The organism is Rhizobium sp. WYCCWR10014, assembly GCF_001657485.1.
Lineage (GTDB): Bacteria > Pseudomonadota > Alphaproteobacteria > Rhizobiales > Rhizobiaceae > Rhizobium.
Genome location: NZ_LXFU01000024.1, coordinates 71511 through 96813 on the forward strand (window position 1 = coordinate 71511; position 25303 = coordinate 96813).

Here is a 25303-nt window from a genome sequence, read left to right on the forward strand (position 1 = left end):
CCCCGGCGGGCCGGGGCTTTCTGTGTTCTGGGCCCGATCAGGCCGAATAGTACATGTCGTATTCGACCGGATGCGGCGTCATTTCGAAACGCATCACCTCAGCCATCTTCAGCTCGATGAAGGCATCGATCTGGTCGTCGTCGAAGACGCCGCCGGCCGTCAGGAACTTGCGGTCCTTGTCGAGGCTTTCGAGTGCTTCGCGCAAGCTGCCGCAGACGGTCGGGATCTTCTTCAATTCCTTCGGCGGCAGGTCGTAGAGATCCTTGTCCATGGCCTTGCCCGGATGGATCTTGTTCTTGATGCCGTCGAGGCCGGCCATCAGCATGGCGGCAAAGGCCAGATAGGGGTTGGCGGTCGGATCCGGGAAGCGGACTTCGACGCGCTTGGCCTTCGGGTTGGAGCCGAACGGAATGCGGCAGGAGGCCGAGCGGTTGCGGGCCGAATAGGCGAGCAGCACAGGGGCTTCGTAACCCGGGACGAGACGCTTGTAGGAGTTCGTCGACGGATTGGTGAAGGCGTTGATCGCCTTGGCATGCTTGATGATGCCGCCGATGTAGAACAGGCAGCTCTCGGAAAGGCCGGCATATTCGTCGCCGGCAAAGGTCGGCTTGCCGCCCTTCCAGATCGACTGGTGCACATGCATGCCCGAGCCGTTGTCGCCGAAGATCGGCTTCGGCATGAAGGTCGCCGTCTTGCCATAGGCGTTGGCAACCTGGTGCACGACATATTTGTAGATCTGCATCTTGTCGGCGTTGCGCACCAGCGTATCGAACTTGATGCCGAGTTCGTGCTGGGCGGCAGCGACTTCATGGTGATGCTTTTCGACGACGACGCCCATTTCGGAGAGCACCGTCAGCATTTCCGAACGCATGTCCTGGGCACTGTCAACGGGGGGAACCGGGAAATAGCCGCCCTTGACGCGCGGGCGATGGCCGAGGTTGCCGGTCTCGTAATCGGTATCGTCATTCGACGGCAATTCGGTCGAATCGAGCTTGAAGCCGGTATTGTAGGGATCGGCCTTGTACTTGACGTCGTCGAAGACGAAGAATTCGGCTTCAGGGCCGACGAAAACCGTATCGCCGATGCCGGATGCCTTGAGATAGGCTTCGGCCTTCTTGGCGGTGCCGCGCGGATCGCGGTTATAGGCTTCGCCGGACACCGGATCGAGGATATCGCAGACGATGACCATGGTCGACTGAGCGAAGAACGGGTCCATATGCACCGTTTCGGTATCGGGCATCAGCACCATGTCGGACTCGTTGATGGCCTTCCAGCCGCCGATCGAGGAGCCATCGAACATCACGCCGTCAGCGAACATGTCTTCGTCGACGCAGACAACGTCCATCGTCACATGCTGCAGCTTGCCCTTCGGGTCGGTGAAACGCAGATCGACGAACTTTACGTCGTTCTCCTTGATCTGCTTCAGAATTTCGCTTGCGGTCGCCATTAATGAGTTTCCTCCGATTTGCGATGACGGTGTAGGTCGGCGATGACGGTAACGGACTTTGCGCGATTGGCAAAGTGGTCAGATGGCATCAATGCCGGTCTCGCCGGTGCGGATGCGGATAACCTCTTCGATATTGGAGACGAAGATTTTTCCGTCGCCGATGCGCCCGGTCTGCGCCGCCTTGCGGATCGCATCGATGACGGCCTCCGCGTTCTCGTCGGCCAGTACGACCTCGACTTTGACCTTCGGCAGGAAATCGACGACGTATTCAGCTCCGCGGTAGAGTTCCGTGTGGCCCTTCTGACGGCCGAAACCCTTGGCTTCCGTGACCGTGATACCCTGCAGGCCAACTTCCTGAAGGGCTTCCTTCACTTCGTCCAGCTTGAAAGGCTTAATGATCGCTTCGATCTTTTTCATGAGAAAATGTCTCTCCGCTTCTCTTGTTATGGCAGGAATTTTCCCGCTCGCCGGATATGATGCAGATATCGTGCCAGTTTGAAATCCATCTTATCGAAAAAAGACGTCGATTCTGCCAAAACCGGCGCGTTTGCGGGGAATTCCATGTCGTTTTGGTGCCGGAATAGGTGGAAAAACATTGTCTCCGATCAAAATCACATCCGAAATGGAAAAAGTCATGTATTTTCGCAACTGCGAATACACGTCAGGCGGAGATGAAAATATAGGCAAATGCCTAAATAGCAGTCTTCTCTTTGCTGTTTCAGGCGGTTGTTTTTTAGGCGTTTTTTGATTGAATAGGATGATGAGCAAACATCTGTCTGACCTTCTTCTCACGCCTGCCGAAATGGCCGCCGTCGATGCAGCCGCTGCCGCATCCGGCATCGACTCCTTCGGCCTGATGGAGAGGGCAGGCGCCGCGGTCGCGGCCGCTGCTCTGCGCCTTCATTCCGGTGCGTTGCGTTTCGCCGTCTTCTGCGGACCCGGCAACAATGGCGGCGACGCCTATGTCGCAGCACGTTATCTGCAGGCGAGCGGGGCGAGGGTGGCGCTCTTCCACCTCGGCGATCCCTCCGGGCTGAAGGGCGATGCGGCCCGTGCCCGAGCCGGTTGCGTGCTCGAGGGGCAAAACCTCGACCTCTATCGGCCCGAAACCGGCGACGTCGTCATCGACGGTTTGTTCGGGGCGGGGCTTGGCCGCGAAGTGTCGGCCGATGTGCGCGCGCTAATCGAGCGCATCACCGAGGCCGCTATACCGGTACTTGCCATCGATCTGCCCTCCGGTCTTGATGGCCGCACCGGCAAGGTGCTGGGTGCCGCCTTCCGGGCCCGCAACACCATCACCTTCATGACCCGTAAGCCCGGCCATCTGCTGATGCCGGGCAGGGAGCTTTGCGGGGAATTGGAGGTCTTCGACATCGGCATCCCCGCCCGCATCGTCAGGGCTGAGGCAGGCGGTATCATCGCCGAGAACACGCCGGATGCCTGGAAGCGTGCGCTGCCGGCCGAGCAGTTGGAAACCCATAAATACAAGCGCGGTCATCTGGTGGTTTTCTCAGGCGAGGCCGACAAGACGGGTGCTGCGCGCATGTCGGCGATCTCGGGCCTGAAGGCCGGCGCCGGCCTGGTGACGATCGCCGCCCCCCGCGAGGCGATGGCGGCCAATGCCGCGCATCTCACCGCCGTCATGCTGCATGCCATCGACGATGAGGCCGACCTCGGCGACTGGCTCAACGACCAGCGGCTGCAGACCTTCGTCCTCGGCCCCGGTTTCGGCATTGGCGCCAGGGCGCGCGGCTTCGTCTCGGCCCTTACCGATCGCCATCTGGTGCTCGATGCCGACGGCATCTCCTCGTTCAAAGATGATCCGCAACAGCTATTTGATCTTTTCCGGGGTGAGCCGCGTCTGGTGCTGACGCCGCACGAAGGCGAATTCGCCCGGCTCTTTCCCGATATCGGCGGCGACGAGGGGCTCGGCAAGGTGGATAAGGCCTTGGCCGCCGCCCGCCGCGCCAATGCCGCGATTATCTACAAAGGCGCCGATACCGTCATCGCCGCGCCTGATGGACGTGCGCTCATCAATACCAACGCTCCTGTCTGGCTTGCCACCGCCGGTTCAGGCGACGTGCTTGCCGGCATCATCGGCGGATTGCTCGCCCAGGGCCTGCCGGCCTTCGAGGCCGCGGCTGCCGGCGTCTGGCTGCACGGCGAGGCCGGCCGACGCGCCGGCAAGGGGCTGACGGCGGAGGAGCTTGCAGCCGTGGTATTGCCGCTTTAGCGCCGCCGCATCCTCCTGCACCTCGAACGCAGAAGCAATCCGCACTGTCCCCGACATGTCTGGCCGTGGCGCGGGCTGCGTTGTTTTACCATTGTAAATGCGGGCGATGTGTCAGTTGAGTGACGGTTTTATTTGGAATTTGTAGAGCGACATCGATCAGCCGAGGAATGTCCTGCGCTGGGAAACAGCAACCCGTCAAACTAAACTGTCATTAAAATGTTAATGAATGGAAATACTTAGTGGTGGCAGGAATTCCTGTCGGCCGGACCACGGTTCGTACGACGGGTCCTCAGCTGATCTGGTGTGAATTCTGAGCGAAGTACGCAGTCAACGGTTGCGAGGGGAAGCGCCGATGGAACGTTTTTTTCGGCAAGTCCACAGAGTGACGACCGCCGCCGCCGGCTTTGGCGGACTTGCGGCAGTTGTCGGCTCACTCTTCATCGCTCCTGCAGCCATGGCCGAGCCCATTCGCGGCGCTGGCTCCACATTCGCGGCACCCATCATCGCGAAATGGGCGGAGATCTACGAGAAGGCGCGGATGGATGACGGCGACTTCAGCTCACCCGACTGGACGGTAGACTACGAGCTGGTCGGTTCGCTGGCAGGTATGATGCGCCTTGATCAGCCGGAGCTGGACTTCGCTGCGACCGATGTGCCGGTCTCCCATGACGAGCTCTTAAAGCATGGCCGCCAGCAGTTTCCGATCGTACTCGGCAGCGTGGCGATTGCCGTCAATCTTGACGGTATCGACAAGGGCCGTATCAACCTGACCGGCCCGCTGCTTGCGAATATCTATCTCGGCAAGATCCAGTCATGGGCTGACCCTGCCATCAAGGCGATCAACCCGGAGATCAGTCTTCCCGATCAGAAAATCAGCCCCGTTACCCGCAAGGACGGATCAGGCACCACCTTCATGTTCACCGAATTCCTGTCCTCGGCAAGCCCCGAATGGAAGGCGGCACATGGAGCGGATACGCTGATCGCCTGGCCTGTGGGGACGAGTGTCGAGGGAACCGGGGATCTCATTCGCGCGGTGCAGGCAACCAAGGGGGCGATCGCCTATGCCGATTTTGGCCAGGTCGAGCGTGCAAACCTGCCCTATGCCGCTGTTCAGAACAAATCCGGCCAGTTCGTAAAACCGGGACCGGATGGCGTGCGGGCTGCGGCCAGCACCGCCTCATGGGATGAAGCGAAAGATTTTTCGGTGTCGCTCACGGATCAACCGGGAGAGGCGGCCTATTCGATCAGCGGGGCGACATTTGCTGTCGTTCCAATGACGGGACAGGCGCCCAATCGCTATCGCCGCGTGCATGACTTTTTCCGCCTGGCGTTCGAGACAGGCAGTAAGGACGCCGAGGGGCTGGGCTATGTGCCTTTGCCGCCGCAGCTCGTCAGTCAGATCGTCAAATACTGGCTGAAGCAGGATGCCTCCGCGAGCCAGTAATTCCTTCGCGCGTATACGCGGTCGGGACATCGCCGACCGTATGAAATCGGGCATGTGAGACGCGGGGGCGTCGTTGAAGCGCGCCATTTTGGCGCCAAGGGGGTAAGGCGTAATGAACATCGACATTTTCAAGGATATTCTTGTGCCTGTTATTGGCGGGCTGGGGATATTCATGCTCGGTCTGGAGTTCATGTCGAACGGCATCCAGGCACTCTCCGTCAACAAGATGCGCGCATTTCTTGCGAGAGCCGCAGGCACGCCGATCAAGGGCGTCATCGCGGAAACGCTCATCACCGGTGTCATCCAGTCATCGACGGCAATGACGGTCATGGTCGTCGGCCTCGTCAATGCCGGCGTTGTCGGCTTGCGTCCGGCGATCAGCGTCATCATGGGCGCCAACATCGGCACGACGCTCGGAAACGGCCTGATCGCCTTGCCGCTCGGTCCTCTTGGCCTGATCTTTGCGGGCGTTTTTTCGCTGGTTTACTGCTTTGCCAAGAGCGAGCGGATCCGCAACGTCGCGCTTGCCTGCATGGGCTTCGCGCTGATTTTCTACGGTCTCAATCTGATGACCGGCGGCCTTCGGCCGCTGCGCAACATTCCGGAGGTCATGGACGTTCTGTCGACGCTGACCGCCGACTCCTATTACAACCTGATCAAATGCGTGCTGATCGCCGCCGGCGTCACCGCGATGATCCACTCCTCGTCGGCGACGATCGGTATCGTCATGGGGCTCGGCGCGGCTGGTGTCCTTGACTGGACGACGGCGGTTGCCTTCTCGCTGGGTGCGGATCTCGGAACCACGATCACCTCGTGGATTGCTTCGCTCAATCTGTCGAAGAACGCCAAACGCGCTGCCTATGCCCATATGTCCTTCAACATTATCGGCGTCTGCATCACGGTGCCCTTGTTCTTCGTCTCGATCGACGTTCTGGCATGGGCGATGCAGTGGTTCGGCGGCGATCCCGGCGTTCCGGTCGTGGTCGAGGGCAAGGAGACATTTCCGCTGGTTCCGGTCGCTGTCGGTCTCTATTCGACCTTCTTCAACGTCTTCAACACGGCGCTGCTGTTTCCCTTCGTCAGCGTCTTCGAACGTGTCTTGTCGCGCATCGGCCGTATCGACGCCGAGGATGTTGAAGATTATTCGACGCCGAAATTCCTCGACCGCAGGCTCACAAGCGACTTCGCGCGCGCCGTTCCGGCCGTCCAGCAGGAGACCGCGCGTCACCTGCAGGCCGGCGCGATGTTCCTGGATATTGCCCGGTCCGCCAAGTCGGCTCCATCAGATCCGGGCGAACACTATCTCGCCACCGATATCCTCAGCCGTGACATTCGCGATTATACCGCATCGCTGATGAAGGAGGATCTGCCTTACGAGCAACTCGATCTGGTCGCCAGCCTGATCGAGGAGGCGGATTTCACCGCTGCCTTGACTGAATCGATGCATCAGGTCGCCCGGCGCGTGAAGCGTGAAAAATTCAGCGAGCCCGCTTTGGCGATCGTCAATCTGGCACTGAGCAAGCTCGATGCCTCTTTGCAGGATATCATGCCCGACTACGGCGTGGTTCGTCCCTCCATGCCGGCCGGCCATGTCAGCCTTCCCAATGTCAGCGAACTGCGGGAACAGACACTGGCACTTGGCCCGGATGCCGGCGCGGCCGAACGCGGCACGATCCTGGCGCTTCTCGGCTCGGTCGAGCGCGCCGAGATCTTGATCCGCCGCATCGATGAGGAACGCAAATCCGTCAACCGGCAGAGCGTTCTGTCGCGGGTTTCGCAGAAACGGGAACGGCAGGCACGTCCTCCGCTGGACGAGGGCGGGTTGAGCCCGATGCCTGCCGAATAACGGCATTGTCGTCGCGATCCTTGCGTGGCATCTTCCCGCCGGAGGATGCCACGTCTCGTTGATTGGTTTTCCGTTTTTCACTGCGTAAGTCTGTCTTCCCGACGGAGGCTCGAATGAGTGTTGGCCTGATCGCCCTTCTTGATGATATCGCGGCATTGGCCAAGGTGGCTGCGGCGTCGCTCGACGATATCGCCGGCCAGGCTGCCAAGGCAGGCGCGAAAGCGGCCGGCGTCGTCATTGACGATGCGGCAGTCACACCCCGCTACGTCACCGGATTTTCGGCAGCGCGCGAATTGCCGATCATCGGCAGGATCGCGCTCGGCTCGCTGAAGAACAAGCTTCTGATCCTGCTGCCCGCAGCGCTGATCCTGAGCCTTGTCGCACCGCAGGCGATCACACCGCTGCTAATGATCGGCGGACTTTATCTCTGCTACGAGGGTGTGGAAAAAGTCTACGCACTGGTGCTGCCGCATGCGGCTCACGCCCATGAAACGGCACTCGAGACGACAAGCCTCGATGCCAAATCGGTAGAAGACGAAAAGGTTGCCGGTGCGATCAAGACGGATTTCATCCTGTCGGCCGAAATCATGGCGATTACGCTCGCCGTCGTGCCGTCTGGCAGCGTGTTCACGCAGGCCCTCATCCTTGCCGTCGTTGGACTAGGCATCACGGTCTTGGTCTATGGCGGCGTGGCGCTTATCGTGAAGGCCGATGATGTCGGTCTCATGCTGGCGCGTGTGCGCACGGCATCTGCGATGGGCGCCTTCTTGCGTGCGATCGGAAAGGGGCTTGTCACAGGCATGCCTTATTTTCTGAAAGTGCTCGGCATTGTCGGAACAGCCGCCATGATCTGGGTCGGCGGCGGCATCATCGTTCATGGCCTCGAAGCCTATGGCGTCAGCGGCCCAGCGCATCTGATCCATGATGCCGGCGAGGCGACGGCGCATGCCATCCCCGTTCTGCCATCGGTGCTGCGCTGGATCGTCGAGGCCGCAGGAGCGGGCATCGTCGGGATCGTCGCCGGATTGATCGCAATTCCGGTCGCAGGCTACGCCGTCTCGCCGATATGGCGGTACCTCAAATCGCTCCTGCCGCGCCGGAAAGAGGCGCTGGTGGACGGGAAGAAATGAAACCGCCGCCCATCGACGAGCAAGGCGTCAGATCCAGCGGGCGCGCTTGAAACGGATGAAAAGTGCGATGCACATGACAGCGATGACGGCCAAAACGACAAAATAGCCGTAGCTGGTTTTCAGCTCGGGCATATTGTCGAAATTCATGCCGTAAATGCCGGCGATCGCCGTCGGAACGGCGAGAATGGCAGCCCAGGCCGCCAACTGCCGTGTGATTGTGCCCTGTCTTTGCTGTTCAATCAGATTGCTCGCTTCGAAAACCGATGTGATCACGTCGCGCAAGCTTGCAACCATCGTCTCGACACGGTGCATGTGCTGAAGCGCATCGCGGAAATAGGGCTTCGCTTCCCTGTCAAGTGACGGCAGGTCGAGATGGTAGAGCTTGCCGCAAAGGTCCAGCATCGCATCCAGCACCCGCTGAAACAGAATGACTTCCCGGCGCAACTTGAAAATGCGGGCGATCTGGCTGCGGTCGAGAAACGCATCGAGCATTTTTCGTTCCATCTCGAGAACGGAATCCTCGATCGTGCGCACGATGGGAAGATAGCCGTCGATAATGAAATCGAGAATGGCATGCAGAATGTAGTCGGTGCCATGGCAGAGCGTCTGCGGCGATGTCTCCAGCCGGCCGCGCAGTTCTCCGTGCCCGCGCTCCGACCCATTGCGGACGGTGATGATATAGCGCTTGCCGACGAAAATTGCGGTCTCCCCGTAGGTGATATGGTCCCCCTCGAGCTGTGCCGTCTTTGCGATGACGAACAACTGGTCGTCATAGACGCTGAGCTTCGGCATCTGAAGAGAACTGAGCGCATCGGCGATCGAGAGTTCGTGAAGGCCGAAACGGCCTTGCAGCAGCAGGAGTTCGTCCCGGCTAGGCTTGTGCAGCCCGATCCAGATGAATTCATTGTCCGTCGCCGGAATGGAGACCGCCTCGAAAGGTACGGCCTCGACCCGCCGTCCATTGCGATAGAGATAGGATGCGGCAACGCTCATGCGGGCTCCCAGGTTGCCACGATCATGATGCCCTCATGGAATGCGTGACTGACGATGTGATACCCACAATGTTACGATCCTTTTGTGACTATCCAGCCCGGCCTATTTCGCCAGCGCCTGCTGCAGGGCGATCGCCCCGTGCGGCGCGTTGACCTTGCCCTCATGGATCATGAAAGCGAAGACGTCGCGCGGCTCTGTCTTCACCTTGCGATCTCCATCGATCAGCGGCAGGTCATCAGGAACCTTGCCCTCGGCCCAGGTCTCCAGCCGGTCTGCCCAGGCCTTCAGGTCCTTTTCCGAATAGCAGGTCGGAATATCGTCCGAGCCCTTCTGCAGCCGCGCATAGACGAAATCGGCCGTCACGTCAGCGATCATCGGATATTCGAAATGTTCGGCGCAAACAGGAGCCACGCCGTATTTCGAAAGCAGCGCCACGAACTCCGGCACCTTGAAAGAATCGTGCCGTACTTCGACCACGTGGCGAAGCGCCAACCCGTCCTGTTTGGCCGGCAGCAGCTTCAGGAAGGCTTCGAAATCGTCTGCATCGAACCTCTTCGTCGGTGCGAACTGCCACAGCAGCGGCCCGAGATGATCGCCGAGTTCGCTGATGCCTGATGACAGGAACCGCTCCATCGATTCACCGGCTTCGGCAAGCACCCGCCGATTAGTGACAAAACGCGTCGCCTTCAGCGAAAAGATGAAACCGTCGGGCACATCCGCCGCCCATTTGGCGAAGACTGCGGGCTTTTGCGTGCTGTAATAGGTGCCGTTGACCTCGATGACCTTCAGCTGGCGGCTGGCATAATTCAGCTCGTCCTTCTGTTTCAGGTCATCGGGAAAGAAATGCCTGCGCCAGGGCTCGAAGGTCCAGCCGCCGATGCCGGTGCGGATAGTGCCGGATTTCGTCATGTCGTCCTCCCCATTCGCAGCCGCTCAGGCCGCATTGATCTTTTTGGTCATGTCGACGAGCGTCCATCCTGGCCGATAAGGGCTTGGTCGGCGACCCGTTTCCTGAAATCCGAAGGCGCTGTAGAGCGCGATGTTCCGCTCCATCCGCGCATTGGTGTAGAGCCGGATCTCCAGCACGGCCCATTCCCGCGCCTTGCCCTCCAGCCAGCGCAGCATCGCCATTCCATGCCCGGCACCCTGAAAGGCCGGCGAGACCGCGATGCTGAACAGCATGAGATGATCGGAATGCTGCTCGACGACCACCAGGCCGGCCGTTTGCCCGCCGATCTGGCGCAACCAGGCCTCGCCGCGTTCGATCCGCGGCGCGTAATTCTCCGTCACCGGGATCGGCGGAGCACCGAAAAGTTCGGTATAGGGCCGGTAGGCGGCTGTGGTCAGCGTCGCGATCGTTTCCAGATCATCGGGCGACGCTGGCCTCATCGTCATTCCGCCGCAACCGCCTTTTTTACCGGCCGCCGTTCCAGCAACTCCTTCAGGAAGTGTCCGGTATAGGACCGCTTCTCCTTGACGATCGCTTCCGGTGTGCCGGTCGCGACGATCTCGCCGCCGCCGTCGCCGCCTTCAGGACCGAAATCAAGCACCCAATCGGCCGTCTTGATGACTTCGAGATTGTGCTCGATCACCACCACCGAATTGCCCTGGTTGACCAGTTCGTGCAGCATTTCGAGCAGCTTGGCGACGTCGTGAAAATGCAGGCCGGTCGTCGGCTCGTCGAGAATGTAGAGCGTGCGTCCAGTCGAGCGCTTCGATAGCTCCTTGGCAAGCTTGACACGCTGCGCCTCGCCGCCCGAGAGCGTATTCGCCTGCTGGCCGACCTTGATGTAACCGAGGCCGACATCCTTCAGCGATTGCAGCTTGTCGCGCACGGCCGGCACCGCTGCAAAGAAATCGACGCCTTCCTCCACCGTCATGTCGAGCACCTCGGCAATCGACTTCTGCTTGAAGGTGACATCGAGCGTCTCTCTGTTATAGCGCTTGCCATGGCAGACGTCGCAGGTGACGTAGACATCGGGCAGGAAGTGCATCTCGATCTTGATGACGCCGTCGCCTTGGCAGGCCTCGCAGCGTCCGCCCTTGACGTTGAAGGAGAAACGGCCCGGCTGGTAGCCGCGTGCCTTGGCCTCCGGCAGGCCGGCGAACCAGTCGCGGATCGGCGTGAAGGCGCCGGTATAGGTCGCCGGGTTCGAACGCGGCGTGCGGCCGATCGGCGATTGGTCGATGTCGATCACCTTGTCGATATGCTCGAAGCCGTCGATGCGGTCGTGATCGGCCGGGTTTTCACGCGCGCCCATGACGCGGCGCGCGGCCGATTTATAAAGCGTCTCGATCAGGAAGGTGGATTTGCCGCCGCCGGAAACGCCGGTCACCGCCGTGAACACGCCGAGCGGGATCGACGCCGTGACGTTCTTGAGATTGTTGCCGCGCGCCCCGACCACCTTGATCTCGCGGCCCTTCTTCGGCTTGCGGCGCTCGTCGGGAACGGGAACGCCGAGTTCGCCGGAGAGATATTTTCCGGTCAGCGAGTTCGGACTGTCCATGATGTCCTGCGGCGTACCATGGGCGATCACCTGGCCGCCGTGAATGCCGGCCGCCGGGCCGATATCGACCACGTCGTCGGCTGTCATGATCGCATCCTCGTCATGTTCGACGACGATGACGGTGTTGCCGATGTCGCGCAGGTGCTTCAGCGTGTCGAGCAGCCGGGCATTGTCACGCTGATGCAGGCCAATCGACGGTTCGTCGAGCACGTAGAGCACGCCGGTCAGCCCCGAGCCGATCTGCGAGGCAAGCCGGATGCGCTGGCTTTCGCCGCCCGACAAGGTGCCGGAATTGCGCGACAGGCTGAGATATTCCAGGCCGACATCGTTGAGGAAGCGCAGCCGGTCGCGGATTTCCTTAAGGATGCGCACGGCGATCTCGTTCTGCTTGGCATTGAAGCTTGCCGGCAGTGTCTCGAACCAGTCGCGGGCGACGCGGATCGACATACCAGTAACTTCGCCGATATGCAGCGTGTCGATCTTCACCGCAAGCGCCTCCGGCTTCAGGCGGAACCCGTTGCAGGAAGGGCAGGGGGCCGCCGACATGAAGCGCTCGATGTCTTCGCGCGCCCAGGCAGAATCGGTCTCCTTCCACCGCCGCTCGAGATTGGTGATGATGCCCTCGAAATTCTTCTGCGTCGTATAGGAGCGGGCGCCGTCGGCGTAGTGGAATTCGATCTTGTCGTTGGTGCCGTTGAGGATGACGTCCTTGGCCTCGTCGGACAGATCGTTCCAGCGCGTGCCGAGCTTGAAGCCGTAATGTTTGCCGAGCGCTTCCAGCGTCTGATTGTAATAGGGCGAGGTCGACTTGGCCCAGGGCGCGATGGCCCCGTCGCGCAGCGTCCGCTCGGGCTCGGGCACGATCAGATCCGGATCGATCTTCTGCTGGGCGCCGAGGCCGTCACAGGTCGGGCAGGCGCCGAAGGGATTGTTGAAGGAGAACAGCCTGGGTTCGATCTCCGGAATCGTAAAGCCGGAGACCGGGCAGGCGAATTTCTCCGAAAACAGCACGCGTTCATGCGTCTCGTTCAGCGACTTGTTGGCCGAGCCGCCGGCCGACGTCTCTTCCGGCGGCAGCGGCTTGTCGGCGAATTCGGCAACCGCCAGCCCGTCGGCGAGTTTCAGGCAGGTTTCCAAGCTGTCCGCAAGGCGCGCCGACACATCCGAGCGCACGACGATGCGGTCGACCACCACGTCGATGTCGTGTTTGTATTTCTTGTCGAGCACCGGCGCCTCGGCGATCTCGTAGAACTGCCCGTCGACCTTGACGCGCTGGAAGCCCTTCTTCATCAGCTCGGCCAGTTCCTTCTTATATTCGCCCTTGCGGCCGCGCACGAGCGGCGCAAGGATATAAAGACGGGTGCCCTCGCCGAAATCGAGAATGCGGTCGACCATCTGGCTGACGGTCTGGCTTTCGATCGGCAGGCCGGTGGCCGGCGAATAGGGAACGCCGACGCGGGCAAAGAGCAGGCGCATATAGTCGTAGATCTCGGTGACGGTGCCGACCGTCGAGCGCGGGTTGCGCGAGGTGGTCTTCTGTTCGATCGAGATCGCCGGCGACAGCCCGTCGATCTGGTCGACATCGGGCTTCTGCATCATCTCGAGGAATTGCCGGGCATAGGCCGACAGGCTCTCGACATAGCGCCGCTGGCCCTCGGCATAGATCGTGTCGAAGGCGAGCGAGGATTTGCCGGAACCCGAAAGCCCGGTCATGACGATCAGCTTGTTACGCGGCAGATCGAGATCGATGCTCTTGAGATTATGCTCGCGCGCGCCGCGGATGGAGATCGTCTTCAGTTCGCTCATCGTCTCTGCTTTGGTTTTCTGGATGACAGCCCTTATTTAGTGATGCTAACGGGCGAGTCGAGGCTGAATGTCCACTACGGTCAAGGTTTTCGATTCTGTTGACAGGATCATACGGATAAACTAGAACAAAGAAAGAACAAAATTCCTGATGAATGCATGCGGCTTTCTGATGGATAAACATGTGGATTAAATGCCGCCCATGCGCATCGGCGGTCCGTGATGGTTTAAGGTGCGCCGATCGATTAAACGCCGCCGGGCAGGGCGGCAGGCAGGGTGAGAAGCATGGCTGGTAGCGTGAATAAGGTAATTCTGATTGGAAACGTGGGTGCAGACCCAGAAATCCGCCGCACTCAGGATGGCCGGCCGATTGCCAATCTTCGTATCGCGACCTCGGAAACCTGGCGCGACCGAAATTCCGGCGAGCGCCGTGAGAAGACCGAATGGCACACTGTCGTCGTCTTCAACGAAGGCCTCTGCAAGGTCGTCGAGCAATATGTGAAGAAGGGCGCCAAGCTCTATATCGAAGGCCAGCTGCAGACCCGCAAGTGGCAGGACCAGCAGGGCCAGGACCGTTACAGCACGGAAGTGGTGCTGCAGGGCTTCGGTTCGACGCTGACGATGCTTGACGGCCGCGGTGAAGGCGGCGGCGCGAGCGGCGGCCGTGGCAGTGCCGCTGGCGGCAACGACTACGGCGACGATTACGGCGCCCCGGCACCCTCCTCATCGCCGAGCCGCGCCGGTGGCGGCGGCGGCAACTTCTCGCGGGATCTCGACGACGACATCCCGTTCTGATCGGTTGCCTTTTCTGGCTTGGTGAAAGAGTGAGAGAGCATGATGCCTTGGATGGCGTCATGCTCTTTTTCTTTGATTTCGCGGCAGATGCTTCAGACCACATCCGCCTGAATGATTTCGCACCATTTTGGGGAATTTCTGAATGAGCTGCCACATCTTTAAGAAAGCTTCCGGTACGCGCCTCCGACTTTGGTTGGACGAGGCCCCGCCGTCGATGGATTCAACTCGATGCCGTCTGTGGGAGAGTAAAGTTTTCGCCAGCGGAGAAGGCACTCCTCATCGGAAGAGCGTTGCTGCGGAAATAGCTCGGCCGGTTGGAGGCCTAACTGTATATGGTCTGCTGTCAGTCACCCTGGATCAGTCCATTTATACGCAAGGTCTGCAGGTGAATGTCCCAATTGAACGTACCAAAGGAGAGAGTTGGTCCCTATCACTTGCTCCAAGTTACGACAAAGTGCTTACTGGATTTGCCGCGGAATACATGCCGGGCCTTTTCAAGGGGATAGAGGATCTTAGTGAGGGTGCATTACCCAGTTTTGGAATTCTCTCTTTTGATCGCATGGCACATTCGGACATAGGTTCGTCGATAGATATTTTTCGCGAGTTGACGAGAGCTATCGTGCGCGCTTTGGCTGTGGAGCAGGTTCCTGAAACGCCGGATGAGGCGTTCGCACTTCTCGAAGCTTAGATTGGAGGGCGCTCAAGTTTTTTCAATGCGGCGTCGCGCTGATGAGATTGAGCGCCGATTTCGCGCCGTCGACGACGAATTGTGCGGCGAGGGCGGCGAGGATGACGCCGAGAAGCCGTGTGAGGATCGCCCGGCCGGTGACGCCGAGGAAACGGTCCAGCCGTTCAGCGACGAGCAGCATGAGGAAGGTCAGCAACAGATTGGCGGCGAGGACGCCGATCAGCTGCGCCTTTCCGACCGATGTCGCCAGCGTGCCGGCAAGCAGGATCGTCGCCGAGATCGCGCCGGGGCCGGCGATCAGCGGCAAGGCGAGGGGAAAGACGGCGATATTCTCGATATGATCCTTGGTGATCGCCACCTCAGTGGCCTTCTCCTTGCGGTCCTGGCGCTTCTCGAAAACCATCTCGAAGGCGATCCAGAAGAGCAGCAGCCCGCCCGCGATGCGGAAGGCGCCGATCGAAATCCCGAGTACGCTGAGCACGCCGGCGCCGAACAGCGCGAAGACGGCGAGGATGATGAAGGCGATGGTCGAGCCACGCAGCGCCACCTGCGTGCGCTCACTGCGGCTCATGCCTGTCGTCAGGCCCAGAAAGATCGGTGCGAGCCCCGGCGGATCGATGGTGACGAGCAGCGTCGTGAAGGCGTTGATCAATTGGTCGGCGCTTGCCATCGGCTCTCCGGAACCCCATATGGGTGCGTGGTTTTAATGATTGTGAAGCGGGGATTCCGATTTGGCAAATATCCCGCGGCGGCCCGCGGCGGATTTGTCCGCTCCGGCCGCACAACTTGCATGTTTTACCGTCTTTAAGCCGCAAAAGCCTGTTCAAAACGCGCTGTGAAATTGGCGCGAGAACAGGCTTTCCGCTATAAATCTCCAAGTGATTCTAGAAGAGATCGTGATCTGTTTTGACTGAGCAAACACCCCCCGGCGGCGGGAAGCTCCCGCCAGGCATCGAGCCCATCTCCATCATGGAGGAAATGCAGCGGTCGTATCTCGATTACGCCATGAGCGTCATCGTCAGCCGCGCGCTGCCCGACGTGCGCGACGGCCTCAAGCCCGTGCACCGGCGCATTCTCTACGGCATGTCCGAGCTTGGCATCGACTGGAACAAGAAATACGTCAAATGCGCCCGCGTCACCGGTGACGTGATGGGTAAATTCCATCCGCACGGCAATTCCGCGATCTATGATGCGCTCGCCCGCATGGCGCAGCCCTGGTCGCTGCGGCTGCCGCTGATCGACGGTCAGGGCAATTTCGGCTCGGTCGATGGTGATCCGCCGGCGGCCGAACGTTATACCGAATGCCGCCTCGAAAAGGCTGCCCATTCGCTGCTCGACGATCTCGACAAGGAAACCGTCGATTTCCGCGACAACTACGACGGCACGCTCTCCGAGCCGGTCGTGGTGCCCGCCAAGTTCCCGAACCTGCTCGTCAACGGCGCCGGCGGCATCGCCGTCGGCATGGCGACCAACATCCCGCCGCACAATCTCTCCGAAGTCATCGACGGCTGCATCGCACTGATCGACGATCCGGCAATCGAGCTGCCGGAACTGATCCAGATCATTCCCGGCCCCGATTTCCCGACGGGCGCGAAGATTCTCGGCCGTGCCGGCATTCGCTCGGCTTATGAGACCGGCCGCGGCTCCGTCATCATGCGCGGCGTCGCTGCCATCGAGCCGATGCGCGGTGACCGCGAGCAGATCATCATCACCGAGATTCCCTATCAGGTGAACAAGGCGACGATGATCGAGAAGATGGCCGAGCTGGTGCGCGACAAGCGCATCGAAGGCATCTCCGATCTGCGCGACGAATCCGACCGCCAGGGGTATCGCGTCGTCGTCGAACTGAAGCGCGATGCCAATGCCGAGGTCATCCTCAACCAGCTTTATCGCTATACGCCGCTGCAGACCTCCTTTGGCTGCAACATGGTGGCGCTGAACGGCGGCAAGCCCGAACAGCTGACGCTGCTCGACATGCTGCGCGCTTTCGTCTCGTTCCGCGAAGAAGTCGTTAGCCGGAGAACGAAATTCCTGCTGCGCAAGGCGCGTGACCGCGCCCACGTGTTGGTCGGTCTCGCCATTGCCGTCGCCAATATCGACGAGGTCATCCGCGTCATCCGCCAGGCGCCCGATCCGCAGTCGGCCCGCGAAGAGCTGATGACCCGCCGCTGGCCGGCGGCAGATGTCGAAAGTCTGATCCGTCTGATTGACGATCCGCGCCATCGCATCAATGACGACCTGACCTACAATCTGTCGGAAGAGCAGGCGCGCGCCATCCTCGAACTGCGCCTCGCCCGCCTGACGGCCCTTGGTCGCGACGAAATCGGCGACGAACTCAACAAGATCGGCGAGGAAATCAAGGATTACCTTGATATTCTCTCCTCGCGCGTCCGCATCCAGACCATCGTCAAGGACGAACTTCTCGCCGTCCGGGACGAGTTCGGCACGCCGCGCCGCACCGAGATCGTCGATGGCGGCCTCGAAATGGACGACGAGGACCTGATCGCCCGCGAGGACATGGTCGTCACCGTCTCGCATCTCGGTTATATCAAGCGCGTGCCACTCACCACTTACCGCGCCCAGCGCCGTGGTGGCAAAGGTCGCTCCGGCATGACCACGCGCGACGAAGATTTCGTTAGCCGGCTATTCGTCGTCAATACCCATACGCCAGTGCTGTTCTTCTCCTCGCGTGGCATCGTCTACAAGGAGAAGGTCTGGCGCTTGCCGATCGGCACGCCGACGTCGCGCGGCAAGGCGCTGATCAATATGCTGCCGCTCGCACCCGGCGAGCGCATCACCACGATCCTGCCATTGCCTGAGGACGAGACGAGCTGGGACAATCTCGACGTGATGTTCTCGACGACGCGCGGCACGGTTCGCCGCAACAAGCTGTCGGACTTCGTCCAGGTCAACCGCAACGGCAAGATCGCCATGAAGCTCGAGGAGGAGGGTGACGAAATCCTCTCTGTCGAGACCTGCACTGAAGATGACGACGTGTTGCTGACGACCGCGCTCGGCCAGTGCATCCGCTTCTCCGTCGACGACGTCCGGGTCTTTGCCGGCCGCAACTCGATCGGCGTGCGCGGCATCACGCTTGCCGGCGGCGACCGCATCATCTCGATGACCATCGTGCGCCACGTCAACGCCGAACCTTGGGAACGTGCTGCCTATCTGAAGCGCGCCGCCAACGATCGGCGCCTGACGACGGGCGAGGCCGAGGAAATCGCGCTGGTCGGCGAGGAAGTCACCGAAGAGGGACAGCTGAGCGACGAGCGTTACGAGGAGCTGAAGCTGCTGGAGCAGTTCGTCCTCACCGTCTCCGAAAAGGGCTTCGGCAAGCGTTCGTCCTCCTACGACTTCCGCATCTCCGGCCGCGGCGGCAAGGGCATCCGCGCCACCGACACGTCGAAGACCGGCGAGATCGGCGAACTGGTCGCGGCCTTCCCTGTCGATGACGGCGATCAGATCATGCTGGTCTCCGATGGCGGTCAGTTGATCCGTGTGCCGGTCGGCGGCATCCGCATCGCCAGCCGCGCCACCAAGGGCGTCACCATCTTCTCGACGGCCAAGGATGAGAAGGTCGTCTCGGTGGAGCGCATCAGCGAGCCGGAGGAGGATGAGACGGAGGAGGCTGTCGACGTCGCCGAAGGCGCGCCCGCTGCTGATGAAGGTGCTGCCGATGAAGGTGGCGACGAGGCGCCGATTACCGATGGTGATCCGGCCGGGCCTGTCGAAGAGTGATCAAATGAACGGGGCGGCTTCGAGCCGCCCTTTTCTTTTCAGACCGCCTTTTTTTGCAGGCCCGAAATGGATTGAGATCACGCCCAAAGAAAAAAGCCGGACGCTGGGTGCATCCGGCTTTGAATAGCCCGGCGACGGAAGGGTGCCGCTCAAGGGTGGGAAGAGGGTGGTAAGAGAGGAATGTCAGAACGCTCTATGTTTTTCGTTCAAAGCCTTCACCTCTTCGCCTTCACGCCGGAGCGCAGAAATCGTCGAGGCCACAGACAGGATGAACATCACGCTGATGAGGGCGGTGAGCACTGTCAAGATCGTGAACATAGGCATTCCTTTCCTGGGGAGTTGCGTTCTCGCCCCTCAGTACTGGCCCAGTACGGCCGTCCGGGCCGAAGCATAGGGTCCATAAACCTTGGACGTATCAACCTTCTGATCATAGAGAGCGACAGTTGCGGTCAGCATGCCCGTGACCATTACCATCCAGAGCACGTTAATCATCGTAATCTTGCCGGGCATTTTTAATCCTTCCGCGCCGCTCTATGTATCGGTTGAATGAACGCATCCGTCTGTAAATGGTTCCGCCGGATGTTGATCGGGTGTTTACCAATGGCGATCTGAAGCGACCTTGAATGTCTCGTTCATCTGGCATTCAGATTCGAAGCTCGTTTTTCGCGCAGCCGGCCCTGGGCGCGCACGATCGCCGCATGCTCGGCAAGCTCCGGCCGCACCCAGCTCATCTCGTATCGATCGGCGAAATAGCCATAGGCCATCTCGGCGGCGAGGGAGGAAACGACGGCAAGTGCAACGAGCACGATCAGCATGGACCTGGTCTTTCGGGGAGCGCCGGATGCCGGAATGGCATCGGCTGCTTTGATGATCGGAGTTAAGCAGATCCTGTCTGAAACGGTCTTGAACGCGCCATTCATCCGCCGTTTAACCGCCCGGCGCCTAACGTTCTTTACGCGTCTGAAAAGACGCGCGGCGCTCTGGCTGGAGCTGGGCAAATCACTTGCGAGAAGGCGTCATCCATGACAAAAGGCGTCAAACCAACGGTCGGGCCACATGACGACAGCTTTCTATCCGGGGTCCTTCGACCCGATCACCAATGGGCATGTGGATGTTCTGGTCCAGGCGCTCAACGTCGCCGAAAAGGTGATCGTCGCGATCGGCATCCATCCCGGCAAGGCGCCGCTCTTCTCCTTCGAAGAGAGAGCCGAGCTGATCCGCCGTTCTCTGGCTGAAGCGCTGCCCGGCAAGACCGGCGACATCACCGTCGTCGCCTTCGATAATCTGGTCGTCGATGCCGCCCGCGCCCATGGCGCCACGCTGTTGATCCGCGGTCTTCGCGACGGCACCGATCTCGATTACGAAATGCAGATGGCCGGCATGAACAGGACGATGGCGCCCGATATTCAGACCATCTTTTTGCCGGCGGGCACGGCCTCGCGGCCCATTACCGCCACATTGGTCCGCCAGATCGCCGCCATGGGCGGCGATGTCAGCGCTTTCGTGCCGGCCGCCGTCTTGCAAGCCCTCACATCCAAGCGCCCAAACTAGCAAGCGCAAAGACCAGGCGGAACCCGCCTCAATGGAGCTCATATGAAACTCTTTTATCTCGCATTTGCCGGCGTGTTGTACCTCGCCTCCTTCGCGGGGGATGCCTTCGCCCAGTCGGCCGATCATTATCTCACCGTCCAGTTGAAGGATGGCCCCGTCGTCATCCAGCTCATGCCTGAGGTGGCGCCGAAGCATGTCGCCCAGATCGAGGCGCTGGCCAAGAAGGGCGAATACGACAACGTCGCCTTCCACCGCGTCATTGACGGCTTCATGGCGCAGACCGGCGACGTCAAATACGGCAACATGGAAAAGGGCTTCGATGCGAGCCTCGCCGGCACCGGCTCTTCCGACTTGCCGGATATCCCGGCTGAATTCTCCAAGACCCCGTTCGTGCGCGGCACGGTCGGCATGGCCCGCTCGCAGGATCCGAATTCCGCCAATTCGCAGTTCTTCATCATGTTCGCCGAGGGCTCTTTCCTGAACGGCCAGTACACCGTCGTCGGCAAGGTCGTCTCCGGCATGGAGAACGTCGACAAGATCAAGAAGGGCGAAGGCCAGAACGGCGAAGTCAAAAGTCCCGACCGGATGATCAAGGTCACCCTGGGCAAGAAGTAAGTTAAGAGAGAAAACTAGAGGAGAAGATAATGGCCGAGATCAAGGATCCCGAAAACACCGTCATTCTGGAAACCACCAAGGGCAAGGTTGTCATTCAGCTTTTGCCGCAGGTTGCCCCGGAGCATGTTGCCCGCATCAAGGAACTCGCCCGCGAGAAGGCCTATGACGGCGTCGTCTTCCACCGCGTCATCCAGGATTTCATGGCCCAGACGGGCGACGTCGAATTCGGCAAGAAGGGCTCGGAAACCTTCAATCCCAGCCGCGCCGGCATGGGCGGCTCTTCGAAGCCGGATCTGAAGGCCGAATTCTCCGCGACCACGCATACGCGCGGCACTTGCTCGATGGCCCGTTCGCAGAACCCGAACTCGGCCAATTCGCAGTTCTTCATCTGCTTCACCGACGCGCCGTGGCTGAACAAGCAGTATTCCGTCTGGGGCCAGGTCATCGAAGGCATGGACAACGTCGACAAGATCAAGCGCGGCGAGCCGGTTTCCGATCCCGACTCGATCGTCTCCATGCGGGTTGCCGCCGACGTCTGATTGTGATTTCTGCTGAAACCCGCCTTTGCGCATAGCTGCGCGGGGCGGGTTTCGCTTTGCCTGAAAGTGCCCCGATGCGCGTAGACCTTTTCGATTTCGATCTGCCGGATGAACGCATCGCGTTGAGGCCCGCCGAGCCGCGCGACAGCGCGCGCCTGCTGGTCGTCGATCCGAATGCGGAAAGCCACCTGTCGGATTATCGCGTCGGCGATCTCACGTCCTTCCTGCGGGCTGGCGACGCGCTGGTCTTCAACGATACCAAGGTCATTCCCGCCCAGCTCGAGGGTATCCGCCATCGCGACGGCGCCGGCGGCCAGCAGGTGTCGGCAACGCTGCACATGCGCACCGGCCCCAGCCGCTGGAAGGCCTTCGCCAAGCCGGGCAAGCGCATCAAGCAGGGTGACCGCATCTCCTTCGGCCATTCCGGAGAAAGCTGTTTCCTCGGTTCGCTCGATGCCACCGTCGAGGAAAAGGGCGAAGCCGGCGAGGTGACGCTGCTGTTCGATCTCTCAGGCCCGGCGCTCGACGAGGCGATCGCCGCCGTCGGCCATATCCCGCTGCCGCCCTATATCGCCGCCAAACGTCCCGAGGATGAGCGCGACCGCGCCGACTACCAGACGATCTATGCTCGCGAGGAGGGTGCCGTCGCCGCGCCGACAGCCGGCCTGCACTTCACGCCTGCGCTGTTCGAAGCGCTCGACAAAGCCGGCATCGAACGCCATTTCGTCACCCTGCATGTCGGTGCCGGCACCTTCCTGCCGGTCAAGGCCGACGATACCGCCGATCACAAGATGCATCTGGAAAGCGGCTATGTCAGCGCCGAGATCGCGGCCCGGCTAAATGCCGTGCGGAAAAGAGGCGGGCGCATCGTCTGTGTCGGCACGACCTCGCTGCGGCTCATCGAGAGTGCCGCCGAGGAAAGCGGAGAGATCAAGCCCTGGACCGGCGCTACCGGCATCTTCATCACGCCTGGTTACCGCTTCAAGGCGGTCGACATGCTGATGACCAATTTCCACCTGCCGCGCTCGACGCTGTTCATGCTGGTCTCGGCCTTTGCCGGCTTCGAGACCATGCACGCGGCTTATAAACACGCCATTTCGACGGGCTACCGCTTCTACTCTTACGGCGACGCGAGCCTTCTTTTCCGGAAAGACAAATGACAGACAACTTCCAATTCACCCTGAAAAAGACCGATTCCGGCGCCCGTCTAGGCCAGGTTTCCATGCCGCGCGGCGAGATCCGCACGCCGGCCTTCATGCCGGTCGGCACCGTCGGCACGGTCAAGGCGATGTATCTCGACCAGGTGCGCGAAACCGGCGCCGACATCATCCTCGGCAATACCTATCACCTGATGCTGCGCCCGACGGCCGAGCGCGTCGCCCGGCTTGGCGGCCTGCATAAGCTGATCCGCTGGGAGCACCCGATCCTGACGGACTCGGGCGGCTTCCAGGTCATGTCGCTGTCCGGCCTGCGCAAGCTCGACGAGCAGGGCGTCACCTTCAAGTCGCATGTCGACGGCAGCCTCCATCATATGTCGCCGGAACGCTCCATCGAAATCCAGGGGCTGCTCGGCTCCGACATCCAGATGCAGCTCGACGAATGCGTGGCGCTGCCGGCCGAGCCGAATGAGATCGAGCGCGCCATGGAAATGTCGCTGCGCTGGGCCGAGCGCTGCCGAGTCGCCTTCGGCGAGCAGCCCGGCAAGGCGATGTTCGGCATCGTCCAGGGCGGCGATATTCCGGCACTGCGCATCCGTTCGGCGGAGGCGCTGAGCCAGCTCGACCTCAAGGGATATGCGATCGGCGGCCTTGCCGTCGGCGAACCGCAGGACGTCATGCTGCAGATGCTGGAAACGACGCTGCCGGTGCTTCCTCTGGAAAAGCCGCGTTATCTCATGGGCGTCGGCACGCCTGATGATATCCTGAAATCGGTCGCCCGCGGCATCGACATGTTCGACTGCGTCATGCCGACCCGTTCCGGTCGCCATGGTCTCGCTTTCACTCGCCGCGGCAAGGTCAATATCCGCAATGCCCGTCATGCCGAGGATATGCGCCCGCTCGACGAACAGTCGAACTGCCCGGCCTCACGCGATTATTCGCGTGCCTATCTGCACCACCTCGTCCGCTCCAACGAAGCGCTCGGCGGCATGCTGCTCTCCTGGCACAATCTCGCTTATTACCAGGAACTGATGCAGGGCATCCGCAAAGCGATCGCCGAAGGCCGCTTCGCCGATTTCATGGCGGAAACACAGGAGGAATGGGCGAGGGGCGATCTCCAACCGGTGTAAGGCTACTCCGCCCCCGCGTTGCTTGCCGCGGGGACTGCGGACGCCGGGTTTGGCGCAACCACCATTTTAAGCTTCCTGCGCACTGGCTCGTCGAAGTGAACGGCGGCGATGCCTGCCACAATGAAAATCGCGACTACGACGACCATACCGGCTGCCGGAGAGGCAGGAAGGTCAAAGCCCCTTTGCCGCAGTGACTGCAGCAGACTGAAGATGGGGCCATGCAGGATATAAATCGGATAGGAAAGCCTCCCCAGCCAACGGAATACCAGCTCGACCATGCCGGTCTGTCTCGTGCACATCGCAAGCCAGACAATGGCCGGGAAGACCACGAGGCATATTAAAAAATCAAAATACGGGAAACCAAAGAATATGCGGGCTGGTATGTTCGTGACGAAGATCAGACAACCACAGAGAAGAAGGCCGACAACGTTGCCGTTCTTGGCTGTATTCGGTTTCTGGACGTCATATAACCTGTAAAGGCAGATTCCGAGCGAGAACGAGAACAGCACTCTTGAAAAGCCAAATCTGAAGTCGCCGGCCTCGGGACCAATATCGAAGTTACCTCCGACCAATGCCCCAAAGATGGTGATGCCGGCCGCTCCCAGGGCGATGGCGAGCAAGCTTCTGAATGACAGTCGTATCAGAAGCACGGAGAACAGCAGTCCGACCCAGAGCTCAAAGAAGAGCGACCAGCTGGGCCCGTTGAAGGGAAAGATACCTTCTTGGCTTGCGCTTGGAATGAACAGGATTGCCCTCAGCAGAAGGTCCGCCAGGGTGGAGTAGTCCAACCCGTTTTTAAGTGCATAGCTGAAAAGACCAATCGGAAGCGAAAGAAGATAAAGAGGATAGAGCCGAATGATACGCTGCAGCAGAAGCCCGGCCGGCGAAATCTGCCCCGTTGTTAGTCGCTTCTCATATGAGTTTGCAAGAACGACGCCGCTCAACAGAAAGAAGAGGTCAACGGCAAGGTAACTGATATTCGCCGGGACCGGACCCAGCGTACCAGCCGTGTGGAGGAACATGACCATGATAGCCGCAATTCCTCGCAACGCCTCAAGAGCTGTAAAAAAATGTTTGCCAGAGTTCATTTTTAACAACCCTCCGTTGGAGTTTTATTACTCCAGGAGGATTTAAAAAAGCGTTAGTGCAACGAGGCCGTGCAAACGATTGAGTTTCCCTCGAAGAGAGGAAGCAGCGCGTCAGATGCCCTTGCTGTCCGCGTCTGGCATGATCTGCACGCCGTTGATCCTGTAGCTGCCGTCCGGCTGGCGCATGATCTGGTAGATCGCCGTCCAGTCCTTGCCGTCGCGGCCTGAAATCAGCACCTCGTGATAGATCAGCGCGCCGTTGTCGATCGAGCGGCTGCGCCCGAAGGCGTAATTGCCGGGGTGATAGACCGGCTCGTAACTCTTCTTCACCATGGCGAAGAAGAGGTTCTTGTCGGGATACAGCGCCCTGATGCCGGGAGCGGCGAAGGAATAGGCGGTCTCGGCATCGTCCTTGAGAAAAGCTTTGATCTGGTCCTCGATCATGGTCCGCGTCGTGTCGATGGGATCTTCGGCGCGGGCCGAGACAGGGGAGAGGAAGGACGCGGCACACAGAATAACAACTGCGAAGAAGGCGCGCATGGGGTATCTCCGGCTCTATCGGGGAAAGGATCGCCGATAGAGCAGAAGTGTAGGCG

At 60.4% G+C, this 25303-nt stretch carries 24 protein-coding genes; 12 read left to right on the plus strand and 12 right to left on the minus strand.

Annotated elements, in window-relative coordinates:
- Window positions 1–37: 37 nt before the first annotated feature.
- On the minus strand, window positions 38–1447 hold the full coding sequence (gene glnA / locus A6U98_RS03290; RefSeq protein ID WP_011651961.1) for a type I glutamate--ammonia ligase: 1410 nt from the start codon (window positions 1445–1447) through the stop codon (window positions 38–40).
- A gap of 78 nt (window positions 1448–1525) precedes the next feature.
- A complete protein-coding gene (locus A6U98_RS03295; RefSeq protein ID WP_003579240.1) occupies window positions 1526–1864 on the minus strand; it encodes a P-II family nitrogen regulator in 339 nt (112 codons plus the stop codon).
- Between the two features lie 343 nt (window positions 1865–2207).
- On the opposite strand from A6U98_RS03295, the gene A6U98_RS03300 reads away from it, so the two are divergent.
- The 4 genes from A6U98_RS03300 to A6U98_RS03315 all read left to right on the plus strand — a co-directional run bounded on the left by A6U98_RS03300 (window position 2208) and on the right by A6U98_RS03315 (window position 8100).
- Window positions 2208–3680 (plus strand): bifunctional ADP-dependent NAD(P)H-hydrate dehydratase/NAD(P)H-hydrate epimerase, encoded by a 1473-nt coding sequence (locus A6U98_RS03300; RefSeq protein WP_064648040.1) that lies wholly within the window; start codon window positions 2208–2210, stop codon window positions 3678–3680.
- A gap of 352 nt (window positions 3681–4032) precedes the next feature.
- The gene (gene pstS, locus A6U98_RS03305) at window positions 4033–5124 is read left to right on the plus strand and encodes a phosphate ABC transporter substrate-binding protein PstS (RefSeq protein WP_064648042.1); all 1092 of its coding nucleotides are present in this window, start codon (window positions 4033–4035) and stop codon (window positions 5122–5124) included.
- Between the two features lie 112 nt (window positions 5125–5236).
- Entirely contained in the window at window positions 5237–6970 is a 1734-nt protein-coding gene (locus tag A6U98_RS03310; protein WP_064648044.1) for a Na/Pi symporter, read from the plus strand.
- Window positions 6971–7083: 113 nt separating this feature from the next.
- Window positions 7084–8100, plus strand: coding sequence for a DUF808 domain-containing protein (locus tag A6U98_RS03315; protein ID WP_064648045.1), 1017 nt, complete (start codon window positions 7084–7086; stop codon window positions 8098–8100).
- A gap of 27 nt (window positions 8101–8127) precedes the next feature.
- Here A6U98_RS03315 and A6U98_RS03320 read toward each other — a convergent pair whose 3' ends face one another.
- The 4 genes from A6U98_RS03320 to uvrA form a co-directional block, all read right to left on the minus strand.
- Window positions 8128–9093 carry a magnesium and cobalt transport protein CorA gene (locus tag A6U98_RS03320; protein WP_064648047.1) on the minus strand — a complete coding sequence of 322 codons (966 nt, stop codon included), beginning with the start codon at window positions 9091–9093 and terminating at the stop codon, window positions 8128–8130.
- Window positions 9094–9195: 102 nt separating this feature from the next.
- On the minus strand, window positions 9196–10002 hold the full coding sequence (locus tag A6U98_RS03325) for a DUF72 domain-containing protein (RefSeq protein ID WP_064648049.1): 807 nt from the start codon (window positions 10000–10002) through the stop codon (window positions 9196–9198).
- Window positions 10003–10026: 24 nt separating this feature from the next.
- On the minus strand, window positions 10027–10488 hold the full coding sequence (locus A6U98_RS03330; RefSeq protein WP_064648051.1) for a GNAT family N-acetyltransferase: 462 nt from the start codon (window positions 10486–10488) through the stop codon (window positions 10027–10029).
- Entirely contained in the window at window positions 10485–13406 is a 2922-nt protein-coding gene (uvrA, locus tag A6U98_RS03335) for an excinuclease ABC subunit UvrA (RefSeq protein WP_064648053.1), read from the minus strand. The genes A6U98_RS03330 and uvrA overlap by 4 nt, the downstream gene beginning before the upstream one ends.
- 282 nt (window positions 13407–13688) lie before the next feature.
- On the opposite strand from uvrA, the gene A6U98_RS03340 reads away from it, so the two are divergent.
- Together A6U98_RS03340 and A6U98_RS03345 are read left to right on the plus strand one after the other, a co-directional pair.
- Window positions 13689–14198, plus strand: coding sequence for a single-stranded DNA-binding protein (locus A6U98_RS03340; protein WP_064648056.1), 510 nt, complete (start codon window positions 13689–13691; stop codon window positions 14196–14198).
- Between the two features lie 142 nt (window positions 14199–14340).
- The gene (locus tag A6U98_RS03345; protein ID WP_064648057.1) at window positions 14341–14886 is read left to right on the plus strand and encodes a hypothetical protein; all 546 of its coding nucleotides are present in this window, start codon (window positions 14341–14343) and stop codon (window positions 14884–14886) included.
- 22 nt (window positions 14887–14908) lie between these two features.
- Here A6U98_RS03345 and A6U98_RS03350 read toward each other — a convergent pair whose 3' ends face one another.
- Window positions 14909–15556, minus strand: coding sequence for a MarC family protein (locus tag A6U98_RS03350; RefSeq protein WP_018242015.1), 648 nt, complete (start codon window positions 15554–15556; stop codon window positions 14909–14911).
- A gap of 236 nt (window positions 15557–15792) precedes the next feature.
- On the opposite strand from A6U98_RS03350, the gene gyrA reads away from it, so the two are divergent.
- Entirely contained in the window at window positions 15793–18627 is a 2835-nt protein-coding gene (gene gyrA, locus A6U98_RS03355; RefSeq protein ID WP_064648060.1) for a DNA gyrase subunit A, read from the plus strand.
- Window positions 18628–18810: 183 nt separating this feature from the next.
- On the opposite strand, the gene A6U98_RS37970 is transcribed toward gyrA, so the two are convergent.
- The 3 genes from A6U98_RS37970 to A6U98_RS03360 all read right to left on the minus strand — a co-directional run bounded on the left by A6U98_RS37970 (window position 18811) and on the right by A6U98_RS03360 (window position 19547).
- Window positions 18811–18945 carry a hypothetical protein gene (locus A6U98_RS37970; RefSeq protein WP_280818127.1) on the minus strand — a complete coding sequence of 45 codons (135 nt, stop codon included), beginning with the start codon at window positions 18943–18945 and terminating at the stop codon, window positions 18811–18813.
- A gap of 36 nt (window positions 18946–18981) precedes the next feature.
- Window positions 18982–19137 carry a hypothetical protein gene (locus tag A6U98_RS37040; RefSeq protein WP_003539654.1) on the minus strand — a complete coding sequence of 52 codons (156 nt, stop codon included), beginning with the start codon at window positions 19135–19137 and terminating at the stop codon, window positions 18982–18984.
- A gap of 122 nt (window positions 19138–19259) precedes the next feature.
- Window positions 19260–19547, minus strand: coding sequence for a hypothetical protein (locus A6U98_RS03360; RefSeq protein WP_064648062.1), 288 nt, complete (start codon window positions 19545–19547; stop codon window positions 19260–19262).
- Window positions 19548–19683: 136 nt separating this feature from the next.
- Between A6U98_RS03360 and coaD the strand changes: the two genes are divergently transcribed.
- The 5 genes from coaD to tgt all read left to right on the plus strand — a co-directional run bounded on the left by coaD (window position 19684) and on the right by tgt (window position 23619).
- Entirely contained in the window at window positions 19684–20178 is a 495-nt protein-coding gene (gene coaD, locus A6U98_RS03365) for a pantetheine-phosphate adenylyltransferase (RefSeq protein WP_064648064.1), read from the plus strand.
- 42 nt (window positions 20179–20220) lie between these two features.
- Entirely contained in the window at window positions 20221–20793 is a 573-nt protein-coding gene (locus A6U98_RS03370) for a peptidylprolyl isomerase (RefSeq protein ID WP_064648066.1), read from the plus strand.
- A gap of 29 nt (window positions 20794–20822) precedes the next feature.
- A complete protein-coding gene (locus tag A6U98_RS03375; protein ID WP_003539661.1) occupies window positions 20823–21332 on the plus strand; it encodes a peptidylprolyl isomerase in 510 nt (169 codons plus the stop codon).
- Between the two features lie 74 nt (window positions 21333–21406).
- On the plus strand, window positions 21407–22492 hold the full coding sequence (queA, locus tag A6U98_RS03380) for a tRNA preQ1(34) S-adenosylmethionine ribosyltransferase-isomerase QueA (RefSeq protein WP_064648068.1): 1086 nt from the start codon (window positions 21407–21409) through the stop codon (window positions 22490–22492).
- Window positions 22489–23619 carry a tRNA guanosine(34) transglycosylase Tgt gene (gene tgt / locus A6U98_RS03385; RefSeq protein ID WP_064648070.1) on the plus strand — a complete coding sequence of 377 codons (1131 nt, stop codon included), beginning with the start codon at window positions 22489–22491 and terminating at the stop codon, window positions 23617–23619. Before queA ends, tgt begins: the two co-directional genes overlap by 4 nt.
- A gap of 2 nt (window positions 23620–23621) precedes the next feature.
- Here tgt and A6U98_RS03390 read toward each other — a convergent pair whose 3' ends face one another.
- Both A6U98_RS03390 and A6U98_RS03395 read right to left on the minus strand, forming a co-directional pair.
- Window positions 23622–24707: an acyltransferase gene (locus A6U98_RS03390; RefSeq protein WP_064648072.1), complete on the minus strand. Its 1086-nt coding sequence runs from the start codon at window positions 24705–24707 to the stop codon at window positions 23622–23624.
- A 111-nt stretch (window positions 24708–24818) separates the two neighbouring features.
- Complete coding sequence (locus tag A6U98_RS03395; protein WP_064648074.1) at window positions 24819–25247, minus strand: DUF4864 domain-containing protein; 429 nt, start codon at window positions 25245–25247, stop codon at window positions 24819–24821.
- Window positions 25248–25303: the final 56 nt, after the last annotated feature.